This window comes from Lysinibacillus sp. 1 U-2021, from assembly GCF_029916965.1.
In the GTDB taxonomy this organism is placed as follows: domain Bacteria; phylum Bacillota; class Bacilli; order Bacillales_A; family Planococcaceae; genus Lysinibacillus; species Lysinibacillus capsici.
In genome coordinates, this window is sequence record NZ_CP123966.1 from 3136528 (window position 1) to 3160191 (window position 23664).

Sequence of the window (23664 nt, forward strand, 5' to 3'; positions counted from 1 at the left end):
TTATGAAAACGATGTTATAATGGAAGTATTGTAAACATGTAGGAGGCGCTATTTTTGAAGAAATCGATTACTATTTTTGTTATATTGGCGTTACTGTTACTAAGTGCTTGTGGAGAAAATAAAAACAGTGCTGAAACCTCTCCTAAAGCAAATGACGCTTCACATGAAGGTCATGACCATGCAGAGGCATCTGGTGATATCCAAGAAGAAACGGCTTCTGCTGACGTCCTACCAACCTTTTTAGAGGGCAAACAAGAAAATATACGCTTAGTCTATCAAATCGCTGGACAATCAACAGAGATTCTCGAATGGATGCCATGCTATTGCGGCTGTGGGGAATCTGCTGGCCATAAAAGTAATTTAAATTGCTTTATTCAGGAAAAACGTGAGGATGGTTCGATTGTTTGGGATGATCATGGGACGCGTTGTTTAGTGTGCTTAGAGATTGCTGTCCAATCAGCACAACTGCACAAGGAAGGCAAGAGCTTAAAAGAAATTCGTCAGTTCATTGATGACACGTATAAAGAGGGCTATGCAAAACCAACACCAACGGACATGCCTGCATAAAAAAGCAAAGTCGCACATTCGCGACTTTGCTTTTATTGTTTCAGTTGATTTTTCTTTCGTTTACGAAGGATGATATACAGGATAACGGCAATGACAAGGATGAGCCCAACAAATTCTGCCATTAAAACATAGGATATTTCACCTTTTTTAGCTACTTTACCGTCTTCCTTATCAGCATTTTGATTTATGGCTACAACAAATTGCCCTTCTTTTGTTTCAATCGCAGCGTCTGTCTGTGAATTTGTCTCTTTCAAGTGAGCATAAAAGTTACCTTTTACAGAGGCATTTTCTAATGAATGAATCCATAATAAAGGCTCTTTAAGCTGCCAGAAATTTTTCGTTATGAACACATATTGGCCAATTGCCTCAGGTAAAAACCCTTGTGAGATAAGCTGCTCAGATGTGTGAGGGATCTTTGAGGATTGCTTGGCAAGCCATGTTAGCTGTTCCATTTCTCCCATAAAAATGACTGTTTTTTCATCGTCATCATCCTAATTAAAAGTTATTTACCCATAACGAATTCCCGATTTTTAATTATAGTATACAACAAATGGAATGGCTAAGTTTTTATATGAGTAATGTCACACATAATCTAGCCCTAAAATAAAAAAGATGCCCAATAAAGGTCTATAGACCCATTAGACATCTACATTTATTCAATCTAACCCAATTTCTTTGTATATATTTCTCTTGAAAACAAAATTGTTATTACAATGAATGGAATACATATACCAATTGTTTCGATTTTAGTGACGTTATTTGACAAGCTTCAAAATGGTTTTAAAATGTTCATGATCTGCACGTTGTAGTAGCTCATACAAGATCATTTCGGTGCTAGTTGGGTAAATACCGAGCGCATGCATCTTTGTAAGCCCAATTTCTTTATTTGCCTTTGTTCGAGAAGATACGGCATCTACAACAACCTCTACTTCAAATCCTTGTTCTTTCAGTTGTCTAGCCGATTGGTACACACAAATATGTGTTTCGATACCTGTCACAATGAATTGAGTACGTCCATTTTCCTTCATCGCCTCTACAAATGCCTCTTCTTGGCACGCACTAAAGGCCATTTTAGGAATCGGTTGCCCTTCTAAATGCTGAGCAATCTCAAGAGCCGTTCCCCCTAAACGACTTGGATTTTGTTCTAGCCATAAAATAGGTACTTCCAGTGCCTGCATTGCTTGTACGAGCTTTGCCACATTTTCAATTACCATTTCACTGTCATCAACAATTGTTGCTAACTTTCCTTGCACATCTACCACTACTAAACAAGCTTTCTCTACTGTAAACATCCTGAACACCTCTTTTTCTTTTCTTTATAATATTATACAAAAACCTGCTTATCTCTCGTAAAGTAATAAGGAGTTTTCTCTAACAATCGATTTTAATGGTTTTGCTTTAGCCTGTAGGTTTCACACTCCCGAGAAGGAAATACTTGTAAATTAAAACACGAACATTATCGTTTTTATGGCAACAAAAAATATTTAATATACGGAAAATATCACTTAATTTCAAAAATAACTTTCTATTTGTTCGTTTTTAATGAAAAATACCTGCTTAAATGTGTACATTTTGTTGCGAGTCTGTCTCCATTCTGCTCAAATATTAAGAATTTTATTTTTTCTCTTGAAAATTAGGTTATAATCCAGTAAAGTTCTGTTATTAACCAAACAAGGAGTGTACCACTTTGACACAACGTGCATACAATTTCAACGCAGGTCCATCTGCTCTACCACAAGAAGTATTAGAAAATGCTCAACAGCAATTAGTAAACTTCCGTGATTCAGGTATGTCCATTATGGAAATGAGTCACCGTAGTGCCATTTTTGATGAAGTACATAACGAAGCCATTACTTTATTAAAAAAACTTTATGCTATTCCTGAAAACTATGAGGTACTATTCTTACAGGGTGGAGCAAGCCTTCAGTTTACAATGGTGCCTATGAACTTCTTAACAACCGAGCAAAAAGCTAGCTATGTATTATCAGGCTCATGGTCTGAGAAAGCTTTTAAGGAAGCTAAATTATTTGGGACACCTGTTGAAGCTGCAAGCACAAAAGAAAACCAATACCGCAATATTCCTGCTTTAGAAGATATTCAATTCAATGAAGATGATGCATATGTTCACATCACATCCAATAATACGATATATGGTACGCAATGGAAAAACTACCCTGATACAGGAAATGTTCCATTAGTGGCAGATATGTCAAGTGACATCCTATCAAAACCCGTTGATATTGAAAAGTTCGGAATCATCTATGCTGGTGCTCAAAAAAACCTTGGTCCTTCAGGTGTAACGGTCGTAATTATTCGCAAAGATTTACTTGAAAAAGCCAATAAAAATATTCCGACGATGCTAAAGTATACAACACATGCTGATAGTAATTCACTTTATAATACACCTCCAACATTTGGGATCTATATGCTAGGCGAGGTGTTAAAATGGGTTGAAGCTAAAGGCGGCGTAACAGAAATTGAGAAACATAATGAATTAAAGGCCAAAGTCATTTATGATGCCATTGACAATAGTAATGGCTTCTACAAAGGCCATGCCACACCAGAAAGTCGTTCTTTAATGAACATTACATTCCGTGTTGCAGATGAGGAGCTGGAAAAATTATTCCTTGTAGAGGCAAAGGCAGCAGGTTTTGTTGGGCTGAATGGACATCGTTCTGTAGGTGGTTGTCGTGCTTCCACTTATAATGCAGTGCCCCTTGAGGCATGTGAAGCTTTACGAGATTTCATGGTAGATTTCCAACAAAAACATCAATAAACTTCTATTTAAAAGATGAATCTTTACAGAAATGTAAAGATTCATCTTTTTTTCGCGCTTGTAGAAGGAAATCAGAAATCTATTCCCATACCATTAGCTTGATTAGATGTTTATAGCAATATTTCAGCTTAGGGCTTTACACATTGCAAAAGTTTTTGAGAAAAATATAGATTTTTAAGCAGCCTATCGGACATATCGCCAGCCTCTAGCTATGCACCAAACATAGATTATTACTGTAAGGGTTACCCTTACGAAACTAGAGGAAGGGAGGTCTAGACAATGGAAGATAAAAGATATATGTCACATATGAACTGGCAAGGCTGTAAATGTCCTAAAAAAGAGGAAAAATGCTGTCAACGTAAAGTTGAAAAATGCCATTGCCAAAAAGAGGAAAAATGTCACTGTAAAAAAGAAGAAAAATGTACACCAAGAATGAGCAGCAACTGTAGAGGCTGTATTTGTCACCAATTAAGAAAATTAGAGCTAGCTACTACACTAGATATCTTCTTATCTGGAGGTATTAGCTTCTTAGGTGTGACTTTCATTTCCTTCGATCCAAGAAATTGCTGTGCATACTTCCTTGAGCCAGGTGCAGCAGCTGCTTCTCCTTTAATTGTAGATTGCAATAAAATTGTTGCGATTCGTCGAGTGGCAGTAGCTTAATCCTTTTAGAGGGTAGCCTTCTATTGGCACCCTCTTCTTACATAGAAAAAAACTCTGTCAACATTTAATGTGACAGAGTTTCATGCTTACAATCAGGACATTTACCGTATATTTCAAACTTATGATTTTCAATTTCATAATCAGGCAATTTTTCACCTAACATTTCCATTGGACAAAGATTAAGCTCTTTGACGTTGCCACAGTCCATACAGATAAAATGATGGTGATGATGCGCAGATTCACAGTGCATACGGAAATTACGTTCCCCTGATAGCTCTGTTTCTTCTAATATCCCAAGTTTCACAAAAGTAGCAAGGTTACGATAAATAGTATCAAAACTCATTCCCGGAAAATCTTTTTTTAAAACATCCAATAAATCACGGGCTGTTAGATATTTATCTGTTGCTGCAAACATATCTAATATTAACTCCCGTTTATCTGTTTTTTTATAGCCATTTTCCTTTAATATTTCCCACGCTCTTGAAATATTCATTGCGCTACCTCCCCCTGCTTTGCAGCTATTTTAAAGGCTACTTTCTTCCCTAGGATTACAAGTAACAAAATCAGAATAGAAGTGACAACAATCGTGCCTCCTGGCGCTAAATCCATATAAAATGCGCTAATTAGACCAATTAGTACAGCTGTTTCTCCAAAAACAATGGCATAAATGATGGTTTGCTTAAAGCCCTTTGCTAAGCGCATTGCTGCTGCAACAGGCAATGTCATTAGAGATGATACAAGTAAAATACCAACTATGCGCATACTTGCCGCAATGACAAGCGCTGTGACAATCATAAATAAAAGATGAACCCAACGAGCTGGAAGTCCACTAGCTTTTGCATATTCCTCATCAAAAGACAAAACAAATAATTCTTTAAAAAATAAAAACAAAAAGATTATCACAATGGCAGCAATGCCAATCACTACCCATAAGTCTTGACGAGATACAGCCGAAACTGAGCCGAATAAATAACTCATTAAATCTGTGCTAAAACCACTGGCAAGTGAAATAAAGATGGCGCTAATCCCAATACCACCTGACATGATAATAGGAATGGCAAGCTCCTCATAGTGCTTATACAAACGTCTTAAACGCTCAATCAAGACAGAGCCACTCACAGAGGCTAGTATTCCTAGATAAATAGGATTGAGCATTGCTAAGGCTGTTACTGATTGACTAATGTATAAGCTCCCAGCAATTCCAGCAAGTGTTACATGCGACAAAGCATCCGCAATCAAGGATAGCCTACGTACAACAATAAACACACCTAGCAGGGGCGCAAGTATGCCAATTAATAATCCAGAGAAAAAGGCATTTTGTAAAAATTCATAATGTAAAATTGCTTCAATCATATGCCTGCTCCTTCTAATGAATCTTTCTCACGGAATGGCCATACCAAGCGTCTAGCGCATCCTGAGAAATATTATCAAATTCATTTTTATAGCCGTGGAAGTGAATCGTTTGATTCAAACATGCCACATGGCTAATACGATTCGATACCGTATCGACATCGTGTGTGACAAGAATCATCGTAATTCCTTGTTCCCGATTTAATTTCGCCAGCATATCATAAAATGACTGCACATTCTCGTGATCAATGCCGACAGTTGGCTCATCTAAAATGAGCAGTTTGGGATCACTGACTAAAGCTCTTGCAATAAAAACACGTTGTTGTTGTCCACCAGATAGTTCTCCAATGTTGCGATTCATATAAGCATCCATACCAACTGCCTTTAAAGCTTCTTGAACTTTGTCTTTGGCATCTCGGCCAGGTCTTTTAAAAAGCCCTAATTTTTTCGTTAATCCACTTTTCACGACCTCTTGCACGGTTGCCGGGAACCCAGAATTAAAGGCATTGGATTTTTGCGAGACATAGCCAATCCATTCACGGTGCTTAAAATTTGCACTTGGTTCACCAAATAATTTTATGTCTCCGGATAAAGGTTTCAGCAAACCTAAAATAATTTTTAATAATGTTGATTTTCCCGAACCATTTGGGCCGAGAAGTGCTAAAAAATCTCCCTCTTCTACACGAAAAGAAATGTTTTTTAAAACTTGCGTATAGTCATATTGAAATGACACATTTTCAATGTCAATAAGTGTTGTTTTCATGCATGATCGCTTCTTTCTAATTCAAAATCATTACGATTTACAAATTGTAAGTATAAAGGAAAGTGCAGTTTTTGTAAAGAAAAGAAGATGGATGCTTTTTCGAATAGCTGATTGCAAGTGTATAAATGATTTCGTGAAAATTAATGAGATAAAGGAGGATTGACTTTGAGTATTCAATTTTTACAGCAATTAGCACAAAGCACGGATAAGGAAATTGTCGCGATTGCTCGTGAAGAAGGCTTTAGCATTACGACTTCTGAAGTAAAAAAACTTCGACCTTATTTGGAGCAATTCTCATTTTCTTGGCTATTTTTAGGGATTCCTAAAGATATTCTTGTTGAAGTGGAGGCCGTTTTAGGAAGAAAGCGCTCTCGTCAACTCATCGCCTTGTTTACAAAATAAAAAAAGCCCGAAATCAGAACTAGCCTGATTTCGGGTTATTTCTGTTAGCCTTTTAAAGCTTCAATATGCTCAGGTTTAAAAGTACCGCTTCGTAACATATCGATTTCCACTTTATACGGAGCTACCTTAGATTTAGCGTCACTCTTGAGAGGGACAAAGGGTGTTTCTAAAATTTTAGGAACATCCATTAATTGTGGATGGTGTACGACATAGTTAAGGGCATCAAACCCAATATGACCAAAGCCAATATTTTCGTGACGATCCTTACCTGCACCGCGCACATTTTTGGAGTCATTGATATGCAATACTTTAATGCGTTCCACGCCTATCATTTTATCAAATTCGTTTAATACACCATCAAAATCTTCCACGATATTATAGCCAGCATCATGTGTATGACAGGTATCAAAGCATATAGAAAGTCGCTCGTTATTCGTTACACCATCAATAATTTTAGCAAGTTCTTCAAAGGAACGTCCACATTCTGTTCCCTTCCCTGCCATGGTTTCTAATGCAATTTGAACGGGATAGTCCTGAGATAATACCTCATTCAAACCTTCAATAATTTTAGCAATACCAGCATCAGCACCAGCTCCTACATGGGCACCAGGGTGTAAAACAATTTGCGTTGCCTCCAGTGCAGCAGTACGTTCAATTTCCGATTGTAGAAAATCTACACCGAGACGGAATGTTTCTGGTTTTTCCGTATTGCCAATATTAATAATGTAAGGTGCATGTACAACAATATTGGTCATCCCATGCTCTTTCATATGCAGGAGTCCATTCATAATGTTTAAGTCAGCAATGGCTTTGCGACGTGTATTTTGCGGTGCTCCAGTATAAATCATAAATGTATTGGCTCCGTATGACAGTGCCTCTTTACTAGAGCCAAGTAGCATTTCTTTCCCGCTCATCGAAACATGTGAGCCAAGTAACATGTAAAAGCCCCCTTATTTTTTACCGCGTGCCTTTAAGCGACGTTCACGTTTTTTAATTTTTTCCATTTCCCACTTCATATTACGTTTATAGCCAGGTTTTACCTTTTTAGGCTTACGTACCAACGCTTTTGCTTTCACATCAATTTCATTCTCTTGCTTCACACGATTTTTACGGGCATGACGCTCTTTTAACTCTGACCATTCGCCATCTTTTACATCTTTTTGCACAAAAGGAATGCCCATTTTTTCTACGCGCACTACTGCATCCTCGTCTGATGGCTCAAATAAAGTAATGGCTGTCCCTTTATTGCCTGCACGCGCTGTTCGACCAACGCGGTGAATAAAGAATTCTAAGTCTTCTGGAATCTCGTAGTTAATAACATGAGAAATGCCTTGGATATCAATACCACGAGCAGCTAAGTCAGTTGCTACAATGTATTGGTAGTCAAGATCACGGATTTGCTTCATCATTTTTTTACGATCACGTGGACTTAAATCACCGTGAATTTGGCCACAACGGATACCATGCTCATTTAAGTAGCCAGCAACATGTTCTGCTGTTTTACGTGTGTTGGTAAAGATAACAGCTAAAAAGGGATTAATGCCCTCAATGACTTCTAATAAACGTTTATTACGCGATTTTGAGCGCACTGGTACAAGTACAAAATCGATGCCTTCTGCCACTGGTCGTTTATCATTCATATGGACATGCACTGGCGCTTCCATATATTTCTTTAAAAATGGCTGAAGTTTTTCTGGAATTGTTGCAGAAAAAACATACATTTCAAGCTTTTCTGGCATCTGGGAAGCAAATCCATCAATCTCTTCAATGAAGCCCATATCAAAAGCTAGATCCGCTTCATCGACAACTAAAATTGGTGCTGTATGCACAAATAACGCTTGTGCTGAAACAAGGTCACGAATACGACCTGGTGTCCCAACAACAATTTGTGGCTGTGTTTTTAATTTATCAATGGAGCGTTGTTTGTCCGTACCCCCAATAAATAGTTTTGCTTGAATAGCAGTTCCTTCTATTAATTGATTTAATGCATCAAAAATTTGCTGTGCTAACTCTCGTGTAGGAGAAGTAATAACGGCCTGTACTTCCTGTTTTTCTACATCAATACGTTGAACAATTGGAATTAAAAAACTATGTGTTTTCCCTGTTCCTGTATGTGCCTGTCCAATAGCACTTTTCCCTTTTAATAAAAGCGGAATAATTTCTTTTTGAATTGGTGTCGGTTCTGTAAAGCCAAGATTTGCAATGGCGTCCTGCAAAAATGGCTGAAAATTATAATCAGTATATTTTGACATCATTCGTTCCTCCTAACATCTTTTTCATTGTACCATGATTCGAACTTTAAGGTATATTTACGTCCTATTTCTTACTAGCATAAACATATTTTTAATGTTTTATTATCACCGTAACAAAGCCCTTATCAAAGGTACTTGAAATACGCAGAATATGCAATCAAAAAAGCGCTGTAACAATGTTCGAAAACGCTTGTAATATGTAATTTTTATGTCAATTTATAGGGAACTAATGATTAGCAGATTCCCCACATGTTATGATAGAGCTGTAAGATATTATGGGAGGTTGGTAGATTATGAAAGCAGCAAGATGGTATAAAGCAAAAGACATCCGTGTAGAAAACATTGAAGAACCAGTCATCGCACCTGGAAAAGTAAAAATCAAAGTACATTGGACAGGGATTTGTGGTAGTGATTTACATGAATACGCAGCTGGGCCAATCTTTATTCCAGTGGAGCAACCTCACTATGTAAGTAAAGACATAGCACCTATTGTAATGGGACATGAATTTTCAGGTGAAGTAGTTGAAATTGGCGATGGTGTTACATCTGTTAAAATCGGTGATCCTGTAGTAGTAGAACCAATCCTTGCATGTGGCGAATGTGCTGCCTGTAAAAAAGGTAAATATAATATTTGTAAACATTTAGGTTTCCACGGTCTTTCAGGCGGTGGCGGAGGATTCTCCGAATATACAATGGTAGATGAGAAAATGGTTCACAAAATGCCAGAAGGGCTTTCTTATGAGCAAGGAGCACTTGTAGAACCAGCAGCAGTCGCTCTACATGCCGTGCGTCAAAGTAAATTAAAAGCCGGTGACAAAGCTGCCGTCTTTGGAACTGGACCAATCGGGCTTCTTGTCATTGAAGCATTACGTGCAGCAGGCGCAGCAGAAATCTATGCTGTAGAGCTTTCAGCAGAGCGTGCCGCAAAAGCTTTAGAACTTGGTGCAACAGCCGTTATTAACCCTAAAGATGAAGATGCCGTTGCGCGTCTACATGAATTAACAAATGGTGGTGTAGATGTTGCCTTTGAAGTAACGGGCGTTCCTGTGGTATTACAACAAGCTATTGACTCAACAACTTTTGAAGGTGAAACAATCATCGTGTCGATTTGGGAGTCTACAGCTGCTATCCAACCGAACAATATCGTTCTATCAGAACGAACAGTCAAAGGAATTATTGCCTACCGCGATATTTTCCCAGCCGTAATGGAGCTGATGACCCAAGGTTACTTCCCTGCAGACAAGCTTGTTACGAAACGAATTGCTCTTGATGAAGTGGTAACAGAAGGCTTTGAAGCATTAATGAAGGAACGTAATCATATTAAAATTCTTGTAAATTCTCAAGCATAAAATACGATCAGGTAGAGAATAAAGCATTTCTCTACCTGATTTTATAGTTATTATTCTTGTCTATTATCCATTTTTTTCATGATAGTTAAATTCGCCATTAGAACGTTCACTTTATTTTCTCCAAAGATTCCTAGTGTTCGTTTCTCCGTATTTTCTTCAATGATTTTTTCAATCTCTTCTTCTGAAAGACCGCTTGCTAGGGCAATGCGCTTCACTTGAATGTTTGCAGCCTTCACACTAATATGTGGATCCAGCCCTGAGCCAGAAGCTGTCATTAAATCTGCAGGTATATCTTGGCGTTTTACTGTTGGGTTTGCAAGTAGAAACTTCTTGATATCTGCTTCAATTCGCTTCTTCAATTCTGGATTAGATGGTGCATAGTTAAAAGTTCCAGAAGTCACACCACTATAATTTAACTGACCATTTTTGTCTGGTACCGTATCATCCTCAGTATAAACATTATAATGAATGGCTGAAACACGTCCCCAGAAATATGATGGTGCTGAAAAGGATTGACCGATCAGTTCTGAACCAACAGCTTTACCATTGATTTCTAGTAAACTACCATTTGCTTGATGATGGAGTAATCCTTGAGCTAAAGCAGTCACCGCAAAAGGGTAGATTAGCCCACACAGTATAAACATTGTTATTGTAATAAGAATTGCTTGCTTTAAGTTCATAAATAGTTTTCGCATGTACCTTCCTCCTATAGCCCAAAACTACGGCATAGTGGACCAACTAGTATGTCAATTAACTTAATCCCAATAAAAGGAGCTATAATACCACCTATACCATAGACTAATAAATTTTTATTCAAAAGTTTTGTAGCACTCATTGGTTTATACGTTACTCCCTTTATTGCAATTGGAATTAACAAGGGAATAATGACTGCATTAAAAATTAAGGCAGAAATAATCGCACTTGTTGAAGAATTAAGTTTCATTATGTTTAATGCGCTCATCTCAGGTACAGCCACCATCAACATAGCAGGTATGATGGCAAAATATTTTGCTATATCGTTAGCGATACTAAATGTTGTTAAAGCGCCACGTGTCATCAGAAGCTGCTTCCCTATCTCTACAATTTCAATAATTTTAGTTGGATTTGAATCTAAATCAACCATATTAGCTGCTTCTTTTGCTGCATTTGTACCTGAATTCATTGCAAGACCAACATTGGCCTGCGCTAACGCTGGTGCATCATTTGTACCATCACCAGTCATTGCTACTACCTTCCCTTGTGCCTGTTCATCCTTAATGACTTGAATCTTATCCTCAGGTTTGCTTTCTGCGATAAAGCTATCTACTCCAGCTTCCTTTGCAATGGCTGCTGCTGTAAGTGGATTATCTCCTGTACACATAATGGTTTTAATCCCCATTTCACGAAGCTGTTCAAAACGTTCCTTTAGCCCAGCCTTGACAATATCCTTTAGATAAATAACGCCTAAAATTTTATCATTCAGTGCTACGACCAGAGGCGTCCCCCCTACTGTAGATACTTGTTGAACCAGCAACTCTAGATTTGAAGGAATACTGTACCCTGCCTTCAAACTCTCTCTTTTTATCGTATCATAGGCACCTTTTCGAATTTTTGTGCCATCCACCCTATCCAAGCCACTCATTCGTGTTTGTGCAGTAAAGGGAATATGTTTACTTGTCTGGATAATGCTTTTTTCACCGTCCGTATTCACCCCTAATTCGCAAGCAAGCGATAAGATAGATTTTCCCTCAGGTGTATCATCTGTTAGAGAACTAAGCCATGCAGCTTGCATTAACTCTTCCCTGGCAACTCCTTTTACTGGTAGAAACTCAGCTGCCATTCGATTGCCATATGTTATCGTGCCAGTCTTATCTAAGATTAATGTATCCACATCTCCACAGGCTTCCACCGCTCTCCCAGACATTGCGATGACGTTAAATTGTGTTACCCTATCCATACCTGCAATACCAATTGCGGATAATAATCCACCAATCGTTGTAGGAATTAAACAAACTGTAAGTGCTATTAATGTTGCGATAGAAATTGGCACATTCAAATACATAGTCATTGGATAGAGGGACACTACCACTAACAGAAAGATAATTGTTAAACTTACTAGAAGTGTATTAAGGGCTATTTCATTTGGTGTTTTCTTACGGCTAGCCCCTTCAATAAGCGAAATCATTTTATCCAGAAATGATTCGCCAGGCAATGAAGTAATTTCAATCATCAACCAATCACTCGTAACCGTCGTACCACCCGTAACGGATGAAAAATCGCCGCCTCGTTCTTTTACAACAGGGGCAGATTCACCTGTTATTGCCGATTCATCCACAGTAGCAATGCCATCAATGACTTCCCCATCATTTGGAATTACCTCTCCAGCTTGAACTAATACAATATCTCCTTTTTTTAGGTCATTGGCCTGTTTAAGGATTTCCGTACCATCATGAAGCAACACACGAGCCTGTGTCACTGTCTTTGTTTTTTTTAAAGTTTGAACTTGTGCTTTACCTCTTCCTTCTGCAATTGACTCTGCAAAATTAGCAAATAGAATTGTAACAAAAAGTAGGATAGCAACTATTCCATTGTATAATCGAGCGTGTTCTTCAACTACACTCCCAAACATATTTGGAAAAAGAACTAATAGCACCACAAACAAAAATCCTACTTCTACAACAAACATAACAGGATTTTTTAGCATATAAGTGGGACTAAACTTTTTTAAAGCGTCTATCATTGCATTTTTCAGCATCTTACTTGTCAAAAAACTCTTTCTTACTGTTTCCATATGCTCTCTCCTCCATTAAGAATAAAGTTGTAAATGCTCTGTAATTGGACCAAGTGCTAAAGCTGGTAAAAATGTTAGGGCACCAATCATTAAAACGATAGCCACTAGTAAAAAAGTAAAAGTAGTATTATCCGTTTTTAATGTTCCTTTTGAATCACTGTGCCAAAATTTTTTGGCAAGTAGTGACGCAATCGCAAGTTGAATGATAATGGTTAAATATCGTCCAAAGAACATTGCAAGTCCTGTTGTCACGTTCCAAAATGTGGAGTTATCTGCTAACCCTTCGAACCCTGAGCCGTTGTTGGCAGAGGCTGAAGCAAATTCATATAAAACCTGTGATAATCCGTGAGCACCTGGATTCGTTATCCCTGCTATTCCTGTTGGTGTTACAACTGCTAGTGCTGAAAATAGCAAAATAATAGCCGGATGAATCAAAATGCATAGAGCAATTAATTTCATTTCTTTCTCTTCAATCTTTTTACCTAAAAACTGAGGAGATCGCCCAATCATTAAACAGGCAATAAAAATTGTTAGTAGAACATACATCATCATGTTCATCAGGCCGACCCCTTTACCACCAAACACAACATTTAGCATCATATTAAACATCGGTACTAGACCCCCAAGAGGCGTCAATGTATCGTGCATATTGTTAACAGATCCTGTTGTAAACGCAGTAGTGACAGTGGTAAATAATGCTGATTGTACTACTCCAAAACGCATTTCTTTTCCTTCCATGCTCCCTAGCTCCTGTGTTATACCGAGTTCACTTATAATTGGATTACCAGCCTTCTCTGCTATGTACACAGTCACTAATCCGAGTAGAAACAATATACTCATTGCTGCAAAAATAGCTAAACCTTGTTTTCCAAAAATAGTTTTCTTTTTTCTATAAGCAATCATCAAACTAAAGGCAACTACACAAGCGCCCGGCAATAGCATCATCGATAACATCTCCACTATATTTGAGAGAACGGTTGGATTTTCAAAAGGTGTTGTTGAATTGGCTCCGTTAAAGCCCCCACCATTCGTACCTATATGCTTAATCGATTCTAGAGAAGCAACAGGTCCAAGTGCAATATCTTGTAATTTTCCTTCGATTGTTTGTACTGTTTTATTTGCACTTAAGGTTTGTGGTGTCCCTTGAGATACTAAAATAATGGCAACAACGATGGAGATAGGCATTAAAATACGCGTAATAACACGAACAAAATCAATAAAGAAATTCCCAATAGTATCTGTTTTCGCAACAAGGCGACGACAGAACGCCATACAAGCTGCATAACCAGTAGCTGCAGATGTAAACATCATGAAGATAATGACTAGCATCTGTGATAAATAACTGAGTCCAGATTCACCGCTATAATGTTGAAGATTTGTGTTGGTTATAAAAGAAATGATTGTGTTAAATGAAAGTGTAGCTTCCATATTGCTAATATTATTTGGATTTAAAAACAGGAATGATTGAATGCGCAACAAAAAATATCCAATAAAAACCATAATTGCATTTGAAAGTATTAATGAAAGTACATATTCTTTACCATTCATATCTACTTGTTTAATGCCACACAATTTATAAATTACTGCATCAACTTTGTCTAAAATAGGATCAAGCCATGTTTTTTGATGTAATGTTACTCGATATAGATAATGCCCAGTTAAGATAACGAGCGGTAAATAAATAATTAATACTATGGCTATTTGCCACATAGTGCATTACCTCCTAACAGCCTTTAATAATTTTCAGGACAAAGTAATGCATGCCCTAGATAACCAAACAAGAATACAAGTACAATCCCGATAAAAATCCACATTCCTATCTCCTCCTTATTGCTCATCCACTAGCTTGAAGCACCATGTAGTTAATGACAAAAGACTTCCGAAGCTTATCAGTAACAATACAACCATATAAAAGTCCATCAATAAAATACCCCTCCTTCATTTAGGTTGTTCTCATCATACTGACTTTCAAATTAATGTAGTGTTAGGAAATCTACTTTTCTATTAAGAAAGCATAAAGAGGCAAAATCTTTATACTTTCTTAATGGGAGTTAACGCTATAATACAAATGAGGTGAACGAGGATGGAAAATACACGTCCAACTCCTGAGATGTTTTTAGCTAGACTTCAACAGGAGCAACAAATTTTAGGGAATTTAAAAATCTTTCTCGGTTATGCTGCTGGAGTAGGTAAAACTTACGCAATGTTAGATGCAGCACATCAAGCTCAAAAATTAGGTAAAGATGTGGTGGTTGGCTATGTAGAACCGCATCCTCGTCCAGATACGTTAGCTTTACTAGAAGGGCTTGAGCAAATTCCGACGAAAAAAATAAGCTATAGAGGAAAAGCTTTTTATGAATTAGATATTGATGCCGTATTGCAGCGCAAGCCAGAAATTGTTCTTATCGATGAATTGGCACATTCCAATGTTCCAACAATGCGGCACAAGAAGCGTTTTGGAGATGTTGAAGAACTACTGTCAAAGGGGATTCATGTTTATACAACTGTAAATATTCAACATATTGAAAGCCTTCATGACTTAGTAGAAGAAATTACTGACATTAAAGTACGAGAGCGTATCCCTGATTACTTAATTGATCAAGCATCTCAAATAAAAGTTGTAGATATTGAACCAGATGAACTAATACAACGCCTACAAGAAGGTAAAGTTTATGCAAAACAACAAGCGGAAAAAGCACTGCATTCTTTTTTCCGTAAACAAAATTTAGTATCATTACGAGAAATCGCATTACGTAGAGCAGCGGATACAATCAACTATAAACAAATAAACAACCATGAATCTGTCAAACACCCTGTACAAATTGAAGAACACCTACTAGTTGGTATCAGTAGCTCTCCTACAAATGCAAAAGTTATTAGAACCACTGCAAGACTTGCACAAGCATTACACGGTAAATTTACTGCTCTTTATGTACAAAACCTGCAGGAGCAAGAAGGAAGTAGTGCAAATTCAGAACGATTACAACAACACATTAAACTTGTGGAACAGCTTGGCGGCCATGTCGTCATCGTTCAAGAAGACGACGTAGCAGCAGCCCTTGCTAATTATGCTCAAATTAGTGGGGTCACGAAACTTGTTATCGGACGAACAAGTATGAGGAAAAAATGGTGGCGACCAAGCACAAAAATAAGTGACCGCCTGAATGAATTTGTTCCGAACTTAGCCTTACACATAGTACCAGATCAAGAAAATGAACCATTTTATTTTCCTAGTATAAGTAATAAATTATCATTTGAATGGCTTGATTTGTTCAAAATGTTTATCGTATTTTGCTTCATATCAATTGTCGGCTTATATCTATATTCAATAGGTATAAGCGAGTCAAACATCATTACAATTTACATTTTAGGGGTCCTCATCCTTGCTATTTGGTCAACTGGATCGATGATGAGTATTATTAACTCCATTATTGCTGTCTTACTTTTTAATTACTTTTTTACAGAGCCTCGATTTTCATTTGATGCTTATCATCGTGACTATCCAATGACATTTTTTATCATGTTTATCTCTGGCGTAATTACGAGTAGCTTAACAAAGAAGATAAAGGAGCAAACCATTATAGCCATTCGTAAATCTTATCGAATGGAGGTGCTCCTTGAAACAAATCGTAGGCTTCAACATGCTAAGTCTATTGAAGAAATAATAGTTGAAGGCATGTCTCAAATTGTTAAATTAGTAGAAAAGCCTGTACAATTTTTCGAAATAAATAACCAGGTAATTGAGAAATCATCTTTCTTTCGTACTGAAACAATGTCTAGTAGTGAAAATCAAAAAATAGCTGTACTTTTCGATAATCCAAATGAATGTGGTGTTGTTAGTTGGGTTACAAATAATAGGCATGTAGCAGGTGTATCTACAGACATCTTTCCTGAAGTGAACGCTTATTATATACCTGTTATTTCTAATGGAGATGTGAAGGGTGTTATAGGTATTGCCCTATCTAAAGTCTCCCCATTGCCTGCATTTGAGCGCAATATTTTGCACGCCATTATTAATGATTTTTCATTCGCTTTGGATAAATGGTATTTACAGAAACTTAATGAGGAAGTAGCGCGAGAAGCTGAAATGGAACAGATGCGAGCTAACCTTTTACGTGCAATCTCTCATGACCTTAGGACACCACTCACTGCTATCTCTGGAAATGCAGATATCTTACTCAACAATGCACCACTAATACCAGAGATTGAAAAAAATAAATTGTATGAAGATATTTATAAAAATTCAAAATGGCTTGTACAAATGGTTGAAAATTTACTAGCTGTATCTAAGTTAGAGGATGGGCAATTTGCGTTAGAAATGCAAATTGAACTAGTAGAAGATATTATTCAAGAGGCACTTTCCCATGTTATTCGTCAAAACAATACACATAAAATATCTTATGAAATTAAACCTGAGTTTTTATTTGCTTTAATGGATGCTCGACTCATCATACAAGTTTTCATTAATATCATCGATAATGCATTGACTTACACCCCACCAGGTAGTGCCATTACGATCATAGTGAAAGAATCAGATGGATTCGTAAGTTTTAGTATTTCTGACAATGGGCCTGGAATCGATGACGCTTTAAAAAGTAGCTTGTTTGAGCCATTTACAACTGGAAAAGTACAACGCAGTGATAGTAGACGTGGTCTTGGTTTAGGCTTAGCACTCTGTCAAACAATTTTAAAATTACATGGTAGCAGCATAAACGTTTCAGATAATAAACCACAAGGAACGATTTTTAACTTTTCGCTGAAAAAAGGAGTAATGAAATTTGATGAGTAAAAGAATTCTAGTAGTTGAGGACGATGTAGCAATTGCCAATTTAATCAAAATGACATTAGCGACAAACCATTATGAATTCGACATTGCACGTGATGGTAATAGTGCCCTTCAAAAGGCTCTTACCATAAAACCTGACGTTTTTATTTTAGATTTAGGTCTACCAGACATAGATGGCGTAGAACTAATCACAAAAATTAGAAGTTGGAATCAAACACCAATTATCGTCGTAAGTGCTCGTGGAGAAGAACATGATAAAATTAATGCTTTGGATGCAGGTGCAGATGATTATGTAACAAAGCCATTTAGTGTGGAAGAATTATTAGCAAGAATTCGGGTTGCCTTAAGAAGAATGGCCTATGAACAACCACTTGAAAAAGAGAATCCCATTTTCACAAATGGTTATCTTCAAATTAATTATGTTGATCATACAGTATTTGTAAATGGAAAAGAAATACATGTGACGCCGATTGAATATAAACTTTTAATTGTTTTATCCAAAAATGTTGGGAAAGTTCTAACACATAATTATATTTTAAAGGAAATCTGGCAAAACGCTCTTCAATCAGATGTTCCAAGTTTACGAGTATTTATGGCTACACTTCGAAAAAAAATAGAAGTTAATCCAGCACAGCCCAAACTTATTCAGACACATGTACGGGTAGGCTATCGAATGCTTCGCTATCATGAAGAGGATGAATGAATATGGAGCCTAAGGTCTAGCTGTATTTGGACTTCTACTTTACAAATTCCATATTACATTTTGCTTTTATGTAGCTTTATTGAACCCTCCTATTAGCCTTTGCATATCATAGCTATAGTCAGGTATGTCATCAATGAAAAACAAGTAGAAAGGAGATCATTATGGTATTTCGACCACCTTATCCATACCCAATGTATCCGGGTGGCATGAGAATGCCCATGCCCATGCAAACACCTCCACAGATGTCACCACAGTCCTTTTTCCCGCCTGGAGGCTTCCCTGTTCAACCACGAATTCCAGGCGGCTTTCCAATGGCTAATGGAATAGGTTCATTTGGAGGGCAAATGCCGATGCCACCTGTGCAAGAAGCTTCAAAAGTCGGTTCATTTTTACAGCAAGCCAACAGTTTATTTAATACAGCCAAAACCTATACCCCCTATATCCAACAAGCTATGCCGATGGTGAAAAATATTCCATCACTTTTAAAATTGTATAAAGGATTCCAAGGACTTCCTTCCGCTGGCGGTGGAGCAACAGAAGCAGCAGGAAGCGATAGTAAGGCTGCTGGAAGTAGACGGTCATCTAGGCAAAGTGCATCATTTACGCCTCCCGAGCCACTTCCATCTAAACCACGTATTTTCCAACCACCAATGTAAATGAACGTTTCTTTGTATTCACTGTCACTGTCCGTTATAATGTAGATAGGTAAGCTTGAAAGGAGTCACAACCACCATGCAAGTATTAAAAATTAATCCACGTGGCTATTGCTACGGTGTTGTGGATGCGATGGTGATCGCTCGTAACGCCGCACTTGATAAAACATTACCAAGACCTATCTACATCTTAGGGATGATTGTGCATAATAAACACGTCACAGATGCGTTTGAAGAGGATGGGATCATCACGTTAGATGGTGATAACCGCCTAGAAATTATTGAACAAGTTGAAACAGGTACTGTCATTTTTACAGCACATGGTGTTTCACCGGAAATTCGTGAGATTGCGAAGCGAAAAGGCTTAGTGTCCATTGATGCTACATGTCCTGATGTAACAGTTACCCACGATTTAATTCGTGAAAAATCAGCAGAAGGCTATGACATTATTTATATTGGTAAAAAAGGACATCCCGAACCAGAGGGTGCTATTGGCGTTGCCCCAGATCATGTCCACTTAGTACAGTCTTCTAACGATATTGATGCTTTACAATTAACGAATGATAAATTACTTGTCACAAATCAAACGACAATGAGCCAATGGGATGTCGCCCATTTAATGGATAGTTTAAAAGAAAAATTCCCACATATTGAGGTACACAAAGAGATCTGTTTAGCTACACAAGTCCGTCAAGAGGCTGTTGCACAGCAAGCAGGTGAAGCGGATTTACTTATTGTTGTAGGTGATCCTAAATCTAATAACTCGAACCGCTTAACACAAGTTTCTGTAGAAATTGCAGGAACACCATCCTATCGAATTGCAGATGTTTCAGAGCTAAAAGTAGAATGGTTAAAAGGTATCAACATCGTTGCTGTAACAGCAGGTGCTTCTACGCCAACACCAATTGTAAAAGAGGTTATTAACTTCCTTGATCAATTTGATGAAAATGATCCATCTACACACGAGATTAAGCGTACAGTAACACTAGATAAAATTCTGCCAAAGATTAAGACACCAACACCTGTTGATAAAATTATGCCTTATTAATTACTCGCAAAAAATCCTGATGGTCATTTTGACAATCAGGATTTTCTTTATTTACTAAAGTAATAGTTTATAGGACGACCAATGCCACCATAATGGACATCCATTGTGATTTCCTCTTGTTTTTCGAGGTAATCTAAATATCTTCTAGCTGTTACGCGGGCAATGCCAATTCCACTGGCTACTTCTTCCGCTGAGGCACCATCCACCGATTGTAAAAAGTGCACAACTTTTTCAAGTGTTGTACGATTAAAACCTTTTGGGAGATTTTTTTCGGATTTCAATGTAACAGATTGATCCAACATGGTTTGTCCATCACGATAATGAAATAACTGATCTAATTCTCCCTGTGTGAGCTCTCGTTCTGTTTGAGTTTGCTTGTTAAAGCGTAAATAATTGTCAAGTGTCCCTTTAACACGTTCAAAAGAAAAGGGCTTCATAATATAATCAAAAACACCTAGATGCAGTATCTGTTTCACTGTCTCCATATCATTTGCGGCTGTCACGGTAATAACATCTACTGGTAGATCGAGCTCACGTATTTTGCGTAAGCTTGTAATACCATCTTGCTCTGGCATAAAAATATCCATAAAAACTAAATCAGGCTTCAGTTGGCAAATTTGCGTAATGCCTTCTAACCCATTAGGTGCCTGTCCAACCACTTGAAAATGCTCTACCTTTTCAATAAATTGACGATTTACCTCTCGTACCATTGGATCATCCTCTATTAATAATACCCTGATTTGTGCCACTGCTAGCCCTCCATCCCATTATGAATAATAAAAGGTGATTAAAAAACTTGTTCCTTTGTTCGGCTCACTGATGACTTCGATGTCACCCTGCCCTTTTTCGACAATTTCCTTTATTAAAAATAATCCTATTCCACGGTAGTTTTTCTCTTTTGTAGAATAACCATTATCAAAAATGTGCTGTTTGACCTCTTCCGTCATGCCAACACCATTATCGGTTACTAATATGGCTAAAACGTCATCATCTTCATCCACAGAAACATGAATCACCTTCTCCTCGACCTGTACATCCTTTAATGCATCAAACGCATTTTCTATCAAATTACCAAAGAGAATGACGAAATCATGATGATCCAAATTAGCTGGAAATGATGTTAATCGGCTTTCACGGTCAATTTCCAAACGAATTCCTTGTTCCTTCGCATAGGAAATTTTACTGAGCAATAGCCCAGAAATATTTTCATTTTTTATTCGTTCGTTTAAAAAGTTAGTGATTTCATCATGCTCTTCCTTCACTTGTGTTAAGTAGGAAAGTGCCTGTTCATGATGACCTAGCTGTAAAAGACCCGCTATCGTATGCAGTTTATTTTTATGTTCATGTGTTTGTACACGAAGGGCTTGGACAAATGCTCTAACGCCTGTTAATTCTTCGGCAAGCTTTTTCACTTCCGTACGGTCTTTAAACATGGCCACTGCACCAACAGTTTCGCCATTCACCTGTATTGGAATTCGATTACTCATAATACTATGATTATTAATATACAGCTCACGATTAAATAACGGCTGATCCAGCTCTAAAATTTCAGGAAGTCGTGTATCTGGCAAGACATGAAAGATTTTCTGTCCTATCAATGTAGAGGGTTTTTCATAAACGCCTAAGATATCACAGGCTTTTTCATTAAAAATCGTTATGGTCAAATCATTATCGATAGCAATGATGCCTTCGTGCATGGCATTAAACGTTTCTGTACGTTCTACATACATTTTGGCAATTTCATGCGGCTCTAATCCAAACATTTGCTTTTTCATATGAAGCCCCAATGTTCGTGCTCCCCATGCACTAAATAGTAACGATAATAGAACAGTAATCATTAGTTCGGTTTGCATTGTTTGCAGTAACTCCACTACCGTAAGAACACTGTACCCTACTACTGTAACACCTATTTGTTGTCCTTCATGATTCATAATCGGAACAAACGCACGAACCATATTACCATGTTCCCCACGTGCAATCGACGTATAGTAATGCTCTGAAAAAGCAGCGTTTAAATCTCCAGATTGTGATATTCGACCAAGTTCCTGGCTATTAGGATGAGAATATTTTCGTCGTTGCATATCAAGAACAACAATATATTTTGCCCCATTGATATCACGGATTTCTTCTACAACAGGATTAATATGCTGTACGGCATCATAGTAATTTTCACTAGCAATATATGTTTTTATTTCAGGAAGCTGTGAGACGGTTTTTGCTACAAGAAGTGCTTGATCACTTAGTTTGGTCTTTTGCTCATTCATGACAAAACCTAACAAAAAGGTACCGCCAATGCTAAAGGAAAGCATGAGAATAAAAAAAGTTAGAGACATAATTTTTCTTTGCATGGATAACTTCTGAAATTTCAACTGACCGCCTCCCTCCTACTATATTTTAGCTTACTCCATATGTTAGAATAACAAAAACATCAGAAAATACGAATTAATTGGGTGTATACAATGAAAAAATTTATTATTGGAACGATTATAACTGTGTTTGTGTTAATCCTCACTATCAGTGTTCAGCAAGGATTACTATTCGCCAAGCCGCTTCCCTATGATGATGAGCAAAAGGGTTTAGACACACAGATAACAATTCACTTAAGTCATGTCGTCGCTGAAAATACCCCTAAAGGTCAAGCTGCCAACAAATTTGCTGAGCTAGTAGAAGAAAAAACAAATGGGAGGGTCAAAGTACATGTCTACTCCAACTCCTCTTTATTTAATGATGAAAATGAATTTCAGGCATTGCAAAAGGGAGAAGTGGAAATGATCATTCCTACTTTTTCTAAAATGACAGCTTATGTTCCTAATTGGCAAGTGCTTGATTTACCCTTTCTATTTAATACAAATGAGCAAGTAAAGGAAGTCCTAACGGGTTCTATTGGTGAACAATTGGTGAATGAGCTAGAGCCGTTCCATATTAAAGGGCTTGGCTTTTGGTACAATGGGTTTAAGCATCTAACCTCTGTTAAGCAGCCTATTCATACTTTTGAAGATTTGCAGGGCTTACGAGTGCGTACGATGCCAAGTAAAACATTAGAAAAGCAATTTGAAGTGGTCAAAGCAACACCTATACCTATTTCTTTTAGTGAGGTCTTTTCGGATTTAGAGAAGCATGCAATAGATGCACAAGAAAATACCGCTTCAAATATCTATTCAAAGGGTTTTTACAAAGTACAAAAGCATATGACGATCACCCAGCATGGAATTTTAGGCTATGCTGTGTTAATGAATGAAACCTTTTGGAATTCTTTACCTATCAAAATTCAGCATCAGTTGTTGGATGCTATGAAAGAAACAACCGATTGGCAATTTGAGCAGGCTGAACTTATGAATGAACAAGATATGGACAAGCTGAAACAGCTAGATGATTTTGATGTGTATACAATGAGTCCCCAAGAAAGACAGCGCTTTAAGGAACAACTTGCACCTGTTTATGATTTTTATAGAGCCCATCTTCAAAACGATCAAATCTTAGCAGAGATTAAAAAAATCGTTGCTCCTTAATACTTTTGTTCATTAATGAAAAATCCTTACAATACGTAAGGATTTTTTCTTTTGTATTATAATAGATTCACCA

At 37.4% G+C, this 23664-nt stretch carries 22 protein-coding genes; 10 read left to right on the forward strand and 12 right to left on the reverse strand.

What is annotated here, in order from left to right; genetic code table 11:
• The first annotated feature begins 54 nt into the window (after positions 1 to 54).
• Positions 55 to 567, forward strand: a complete 513-nt coding sequence (locus QH639_RS16265) for a PCYCGC motif-containing (lipo)protein (RefSeq protein WP_131520580.1) — start codon at positions 55 to 57, stop codon at positions 565 to 567.
• Between the two features lie 32 nt (positions 568 to 599).
• Here QH639_RS16265 and QH639_RS16270 read toward each other — a convergent pair whose 3' ends face one another.
• Positions 600 to 1019 carry a hypothetical protein gene (locus tag QH639_RS16270; protein ID WP_227744903.1) on the reverse strand — a complete coding sequence of 140 codons (420 nt, stop codon included), beginning with the start codon at positions 1017 to 1019 and terminating at the stop codon, positions 600 to 602.
• Between the two features lie 303 nt (positions 1020 to 1322).
• Positions 1323 to 1859: a hydrolase gene (locus tag QH639_RS16275; RefSeq protein ID WP_131520578.1), complete on the reverse strand. Its 537-nt coding sequence runs from the start codon at positions 1857 to 1859 to the stop codon at positions 1323 to 1325.
• A gap of 395 nt (positions 1860 to 2254) precedes the next feature.
• Between QH639_RS16275 and serC the strand changes: the two genes are divergently transcribed.
• Together serC and QH639_RS16285 are read left to right on the forward strand one after the other, a co-directional pair.
• Positions 2255 to 3343: a 3-phosphoserine/phosphohydroxythreonine transaminase gene (gene serC, locus QH639_RS16280; protein WP_131520577.1), complete on the forward strand. Its 1089-nt coding sequence runs from the start codon at positions 2255 to 2257 to the stop codon at positions 3341 to 3343.
• A gap of 279 nt (positions 3344 to 3622) precedes the next feature.
• Positions 3623 to 4006 carry a hypothetical protein gene (locus QH639_RS16285; protein WP_048392221.1) on the forward strand — a complete coding sequence of 128 codons (384 nt, stop codon included), beginning with the start codon at positions 3623 to 3625 and terminating at the stop codon, positions 4004 to 4006.
• 64 nt (positions 4007 to 4070) lie between these two features.
• On the opposite strand, the gene QH639_RS16290 is transcribed toward QH639_RS16285, so the two are convergent.
• The 3 genes from QH639_RS16290 to QH639_RS16300 are packed head-to-tail and all read right to left on the reverse strand — an operon-like array spanning position 4071 to position 6119.
• Positions 4071 to 4499, reverse strand: a complete 429-nt coding sequence (locus QH639_RS16290) for a Fur family transcriptional regulator (protein WP_004227247.1) — start codon at positions 4497 to 4499, stop codon at positions 4071 to 4073.
• Complete coding sequence (locus tag QH639_RS16295) at positions 4496 to 5359, reverse strand: metal ABC transporter permease (protein ID WP_131520576.1); 864 nt, start codon at positions 5357 to 5359, stop codon at positions 4496 to 4498. Before QH639_RS16295 ends, QH639_RS16290 begins: the two co-directional genes overlap by 4 nt.
• 13 nt (positions 5360 to 5372) lie before the next feature.
• Positions 5373 to 6119, reverse strand: a complete 747-nt coding sequence (locus QH639_RS16300; protein WP_131520575.1) for a metal ABC transporter ATP-binding protein — start codon at positions 6117 to 6119, stop codon at positions 5373 to 5375.
• Between the two features lie 165 nt (positions 6120 to 6284).
• Here QH639_RS16300 and QH639_RS16305 point away from each other — a divergent pair, with 165 nt between their 5' ends.
• On the forward strand, positions 6285 to 6521 hold the full coding sequence (locus QH639_RS16305; protein WP_004227236.1) for a Nif11 family protein: 237 nt from the start codon (positions 6285 to 6287) through the stop codon (positions 6519 to 6521).
• Between the two features lie 44 nt (positions 6522 to 6565).
• Here QH639_RS16305 and QH639_RS16310 read toward each other — a convergent pair whose 3' ends face one another.
• Together QH639_RS16310 and QH639_RS16315 are read right to left on the reverse strand one after the other, a co-directional pair.
• A complete protein-coding gene (locus tag QH639_RS16310; RefSeq protein WP_259419303.1) occupies positions 6566 to 7459 on the reverse strand; it encodes a deoxyribonuclease IV in 894 nt (297 codons plus the stop codon).
• 12 nt (positions 7460 to 7471) lie between these two features.
• The gene (locus QH639_RS16315) at positions 7472 to 8773 is read right to left on the reverse strand and encodes a DEAD/DEAH box helicase (RefSeq protein ID WP_048392216.1); all 1302 of its coding nucleotides are present in this window, start codon (positions 8771 to 8773) and stop codon (positions 7472 to 7474) included.
• Between the two features lie 293 nt (positions 8774 to 9066).
• Here QH639_RS16315 and QH639_RS16320 point away from each other — a divergent pair, with 293 nt between their 5' ends.
• On the forward strand, positions 9067 to 10122 hold the full coding sequence (locus QH639_RS16320) for a 2,3-butanediol dehydrogenase (protein ID WP_131520573.1): 1056 nt from the start codon (positions 9067 to 9069) through the stop codon (positions 10120 to 10122).
• Between the two features lie 50 nt (positions 10123 to 10172).
• Here the strand turns inward: QH639_RS16320 and kdpC are convergent, their stop codons facing one another.
• From kdpC to kdpA, 3 genes are read right to left on the reverse strand one after another with little or no spacing between them, the layout of a single operon-like run.
• Positions 10173 to 10817 (reverse strand): potassium-transporting ATPase subunit KdpC, encoded by a 645-nt coding sequence (gene kdpC / locus QH639_RS16325; RefSeq protein ID WP_115674097.1) that lies wholly within the window; start codon positions 10815 to 10817, stop codon positions 10173 to 10175.
• A gap of 11 nt (positions 10818 to 10828) precedes the next feature.
• The gene (gene kdpB / locus QH639_RS16330; RefSeq protein ID WP_131520572.1) at positions 10829 to 12892 is read right to left on the reverse strand and encodes a potassium-transporting ATPase subunit KdpB; all 2064 of its coding nucleotides are present in this window, start codon (positions 12890 to 12892) and stop codon (positions 10829 to 10831) included.
• A gap of 15 nt (positions 12893 to 12907) precedes the next feature.
• On the reverse strand, positions 12908 to 14602 hold the full coding sequence (kdpA, locus tag QH639_RS16335) for a potassium-transporting ATPase subunit KdpA (RefSeq protein WP_131520571.1): 1695 nt from the start codon (positions 14600 to 14602) through the stop codon (positions 12908 to 12910).
• A gap of 373 nt (positions 14603 to 14975) precedes the next feature.
• Between kdpA and QH639_RS16340 the strand changes: the two genes are divergently transcribed.
• The 4 genes from QH639_RS16340 to QH639_RS16355 all read left to right on the forward strand — a co-directional run bounded on the left by QH639_RS16340 (position 14976) and on the right by QH639_RS16355 (position 20082).
• Positions 14976 to 17681 carry a sensor histidine kinase gene (locus QH639_RS16340; protein ID WP_237898266.1) on the forward strand — a complete coding sequence of 902 codons (2706 nt, stop codon included), beginning with the start codon at positions 14976 to 14978 and terminating at the stop codon, positions 17679 to 17681.
• On the forward strand, positions 17674 to 18381 hold the full coding sequence (locus tag QH639_RS16345; RefSeq protein WP_004227221.1) for a response regulator transcription factor: 708 nt from the start codon (positions 17674 to 17676) through the stop codon (positions 18379 to 18381). Before QH639_RS16340 ends, QH639_RS16345 begins: the two co-directional genes overlap by 8 nt.
• A 161-nt stretch (positions 18382 to 18542) precedes the next feature.
• Positions 18543 to 19037 (forward strand): VrrA/YqfQ family protein, encoded by a 495-nt coding sequence (gene vrrA / locus QH639_RS16350; protein ID WP_004227219.1) that lies wholly within the window; start codon positions 18543 to 18545, stop codon positions 19035 to 19037.
• A 76-nt stretch (positions 19038 to 19113) separates the two neighbouring features.
• Positions 19114 to 20082 carry a 4-hydroxy-3-methylbut-2-enyl diphosphate reductase gene (locus tag QH639_RS16355; protein WP_048392210.1) on the forward strand — a complete coding sequence of 323 codons (969 nt, stop codon included), beginning with the start codon at positions 19114 to 19116 and terminating at the stop codon, positions 20080 to 20082.
• A 47-nt stretch (positions 20083 to 20129) separates the two neighbouring features.
• Here the strand turns inward: QH639_RS16355 and QH639_RS16360 are convergent, their stop codons facing one another.
• Together QH639_RS16360 and QH639_RS16365 are read right to left on the reverse strand one after the other, a co-directional pair.
• Positions 20130 to 20831: a response regulator gene (locus QH639_RS16360; RefSeq protein WP_016993520.1), complete on the reverse strand. Its 702-nt coding sequence runs from the start codon at positions 20829 to 20831 to the stop codon at positions 20130 to 20132.
• An 18-nt stretch (positions 20832 to 20849) separates the two neighbouring features.
• Positions 20850 to 22430, reverse strand: coding sequence for an ATP-binding protein (locus QH639_RS16365; RefSeq protein WP_481817329.1), 1581 nt, complete (start codon positions 22428 to 22430; stop codon positions 20850 to 20852).
• 111 nt (positions 22431 to 22541) lie between these two features.
• On the opposite strand from QH639_RS16365, the gene QH639_RS16370 reads away from it, so the two are divergent.
• A complete protein-coding gene (locus tag QH639_RS16370; protein ID WP_131520568.1) occupies positions 22542 to 23591 on the forward strand; it encodes a TRAP transporter substrate-binding protein in 1050 nt (349 codons plus the stop codon).
• Positions 23592 to 23664: the final 73 nt, after the last annotated feature.

Excerpts from the sequence above, each read along its gene's own strand:
- QH639_RS16270 (WP_227744903.1), bottom strand. The coding sequence starts at position 1,019 with ATGGAACAGCTAACATGGCTTGCCAAGCAATCCTCAAAGATCCCTCAC.
- QH639_RS16275 (WP_131520578.1), bottom strand. The coding sequence starts at position 1,859 with ATGTTTACAGTAGAGAAAGCTTGTTTAGTAGTGGTAGATGTGCAAGGA.
- QH639_RS16285 (WP_048392221.1), top strand. The coding sequence starts at position 3,623 with ATGGAAGATAAAAGATATATGTCACATATGAACTGGCAAGGCTGTAAA.
- QH639_RS16290 (WP_004227247.1), bottom strand. The coding sequence starts at position 4,499 with ATGAATATTTCAAGAGCGTGGGAAATATTAAAGGAAAATGGCTATAAA.
- QH639_RS16295 (WP_131520576.1), bottom strand. The coding sequence starts at position 5,359 with ATGATTGAAGCAATTTTACATTATGAATTTTTACAAAATGCCTTTTTC.
- QH639_RS16300 (WP_131520575.1), bottom strand. The coding sequence starts at position 6,119 with ATGAAAACAACACTTATTGACATTGAAAATGTGTCATTTCAATATGAC.
- QH639_RS16310 (WP_259419303.1), bottom strand. The coding sequence starts at position 7,459 with ATGTTACTTGGCTCACATGTTTCGATGAGCGGGAAAGAAATGCTACTT.
- QH639_RS16315 (WP_048392216.1), bottom strand. The coding sequence starts at position 8,773 with ATGTCAAAATATACTGATTATAATTTTCAGCCATTTTTGCAGGACGCC.
- QH639_RS16320 (WP_131520573.1), top strand. The coding sequence starts at position 9,067 with ATGAAAGCAGCAAGATGGTATAAAGCAAAAGACATCCGTGTAGAAAAC.
- kdpC (WP_115674097.1), bottom strand. The coding sequence starts at position 10,817 with ATGCGAAAACTATTTATGAACTTAAAGCAAGCAATTCTTATTACAATA.
- kdpB (WP_131520572.1), bottom strand. The coding sequence starts at position 12,892 with ATGGAAACAGTAAGAAAGAGTTTTTTGACAAGTAAGATGCTGAAAAAT.
- kdpA (WP_131520571.1), bottom strand. The coding sequence starts at position 14,602 with ATGTGGCAAATAGCCATAGTATTAATTATTTATTTACCGCTCGTTATC.
- QH639_RS16340 (WP_237898266.1), top strand. The coding sequence starts at position 14,976 with ATGGAAAATACACGTCCAACTCCTGAGATGTTTTTAGCTAGACTTCAA.
- QH639_RS16345 (WP_004227221.1), top strand. The coding sequence starts at position 17,674 with ATGAGTAAAAGAATTCTAGTAGTTGAGGACGATGTAGCAATTGCCAAT.
- vrrA (WP_004227219.1), top strand. The coding sequence starts at position 18,543 with ATGGTATTTCGACCACCTTATCCATACCCAATGTATCCGGGTGGCATG.
- QH639_RS16355 (WP_048392210.1), top strand. The coding sequence starts at position 19,114 with ATGCAAGTATTAAAAATTAATCCACGTGGCTATTGCTACGGTGTTGTG.
- QH639_RS16365 (WP_481817329.1), bottom strand. The coding sequence starts at position 22,430 with ATGCAAAGAAAAATTATGTCTCTAACTTTTTTTATTCTCATGCTTTCC.
- QH639_RS16370 (WP_131520568.1), top strand. The coding sequence starts at position 22,542 with ATGAAAAAATTTATTATTGGAACGATTATAACTGTGTTTGTGTTAATC.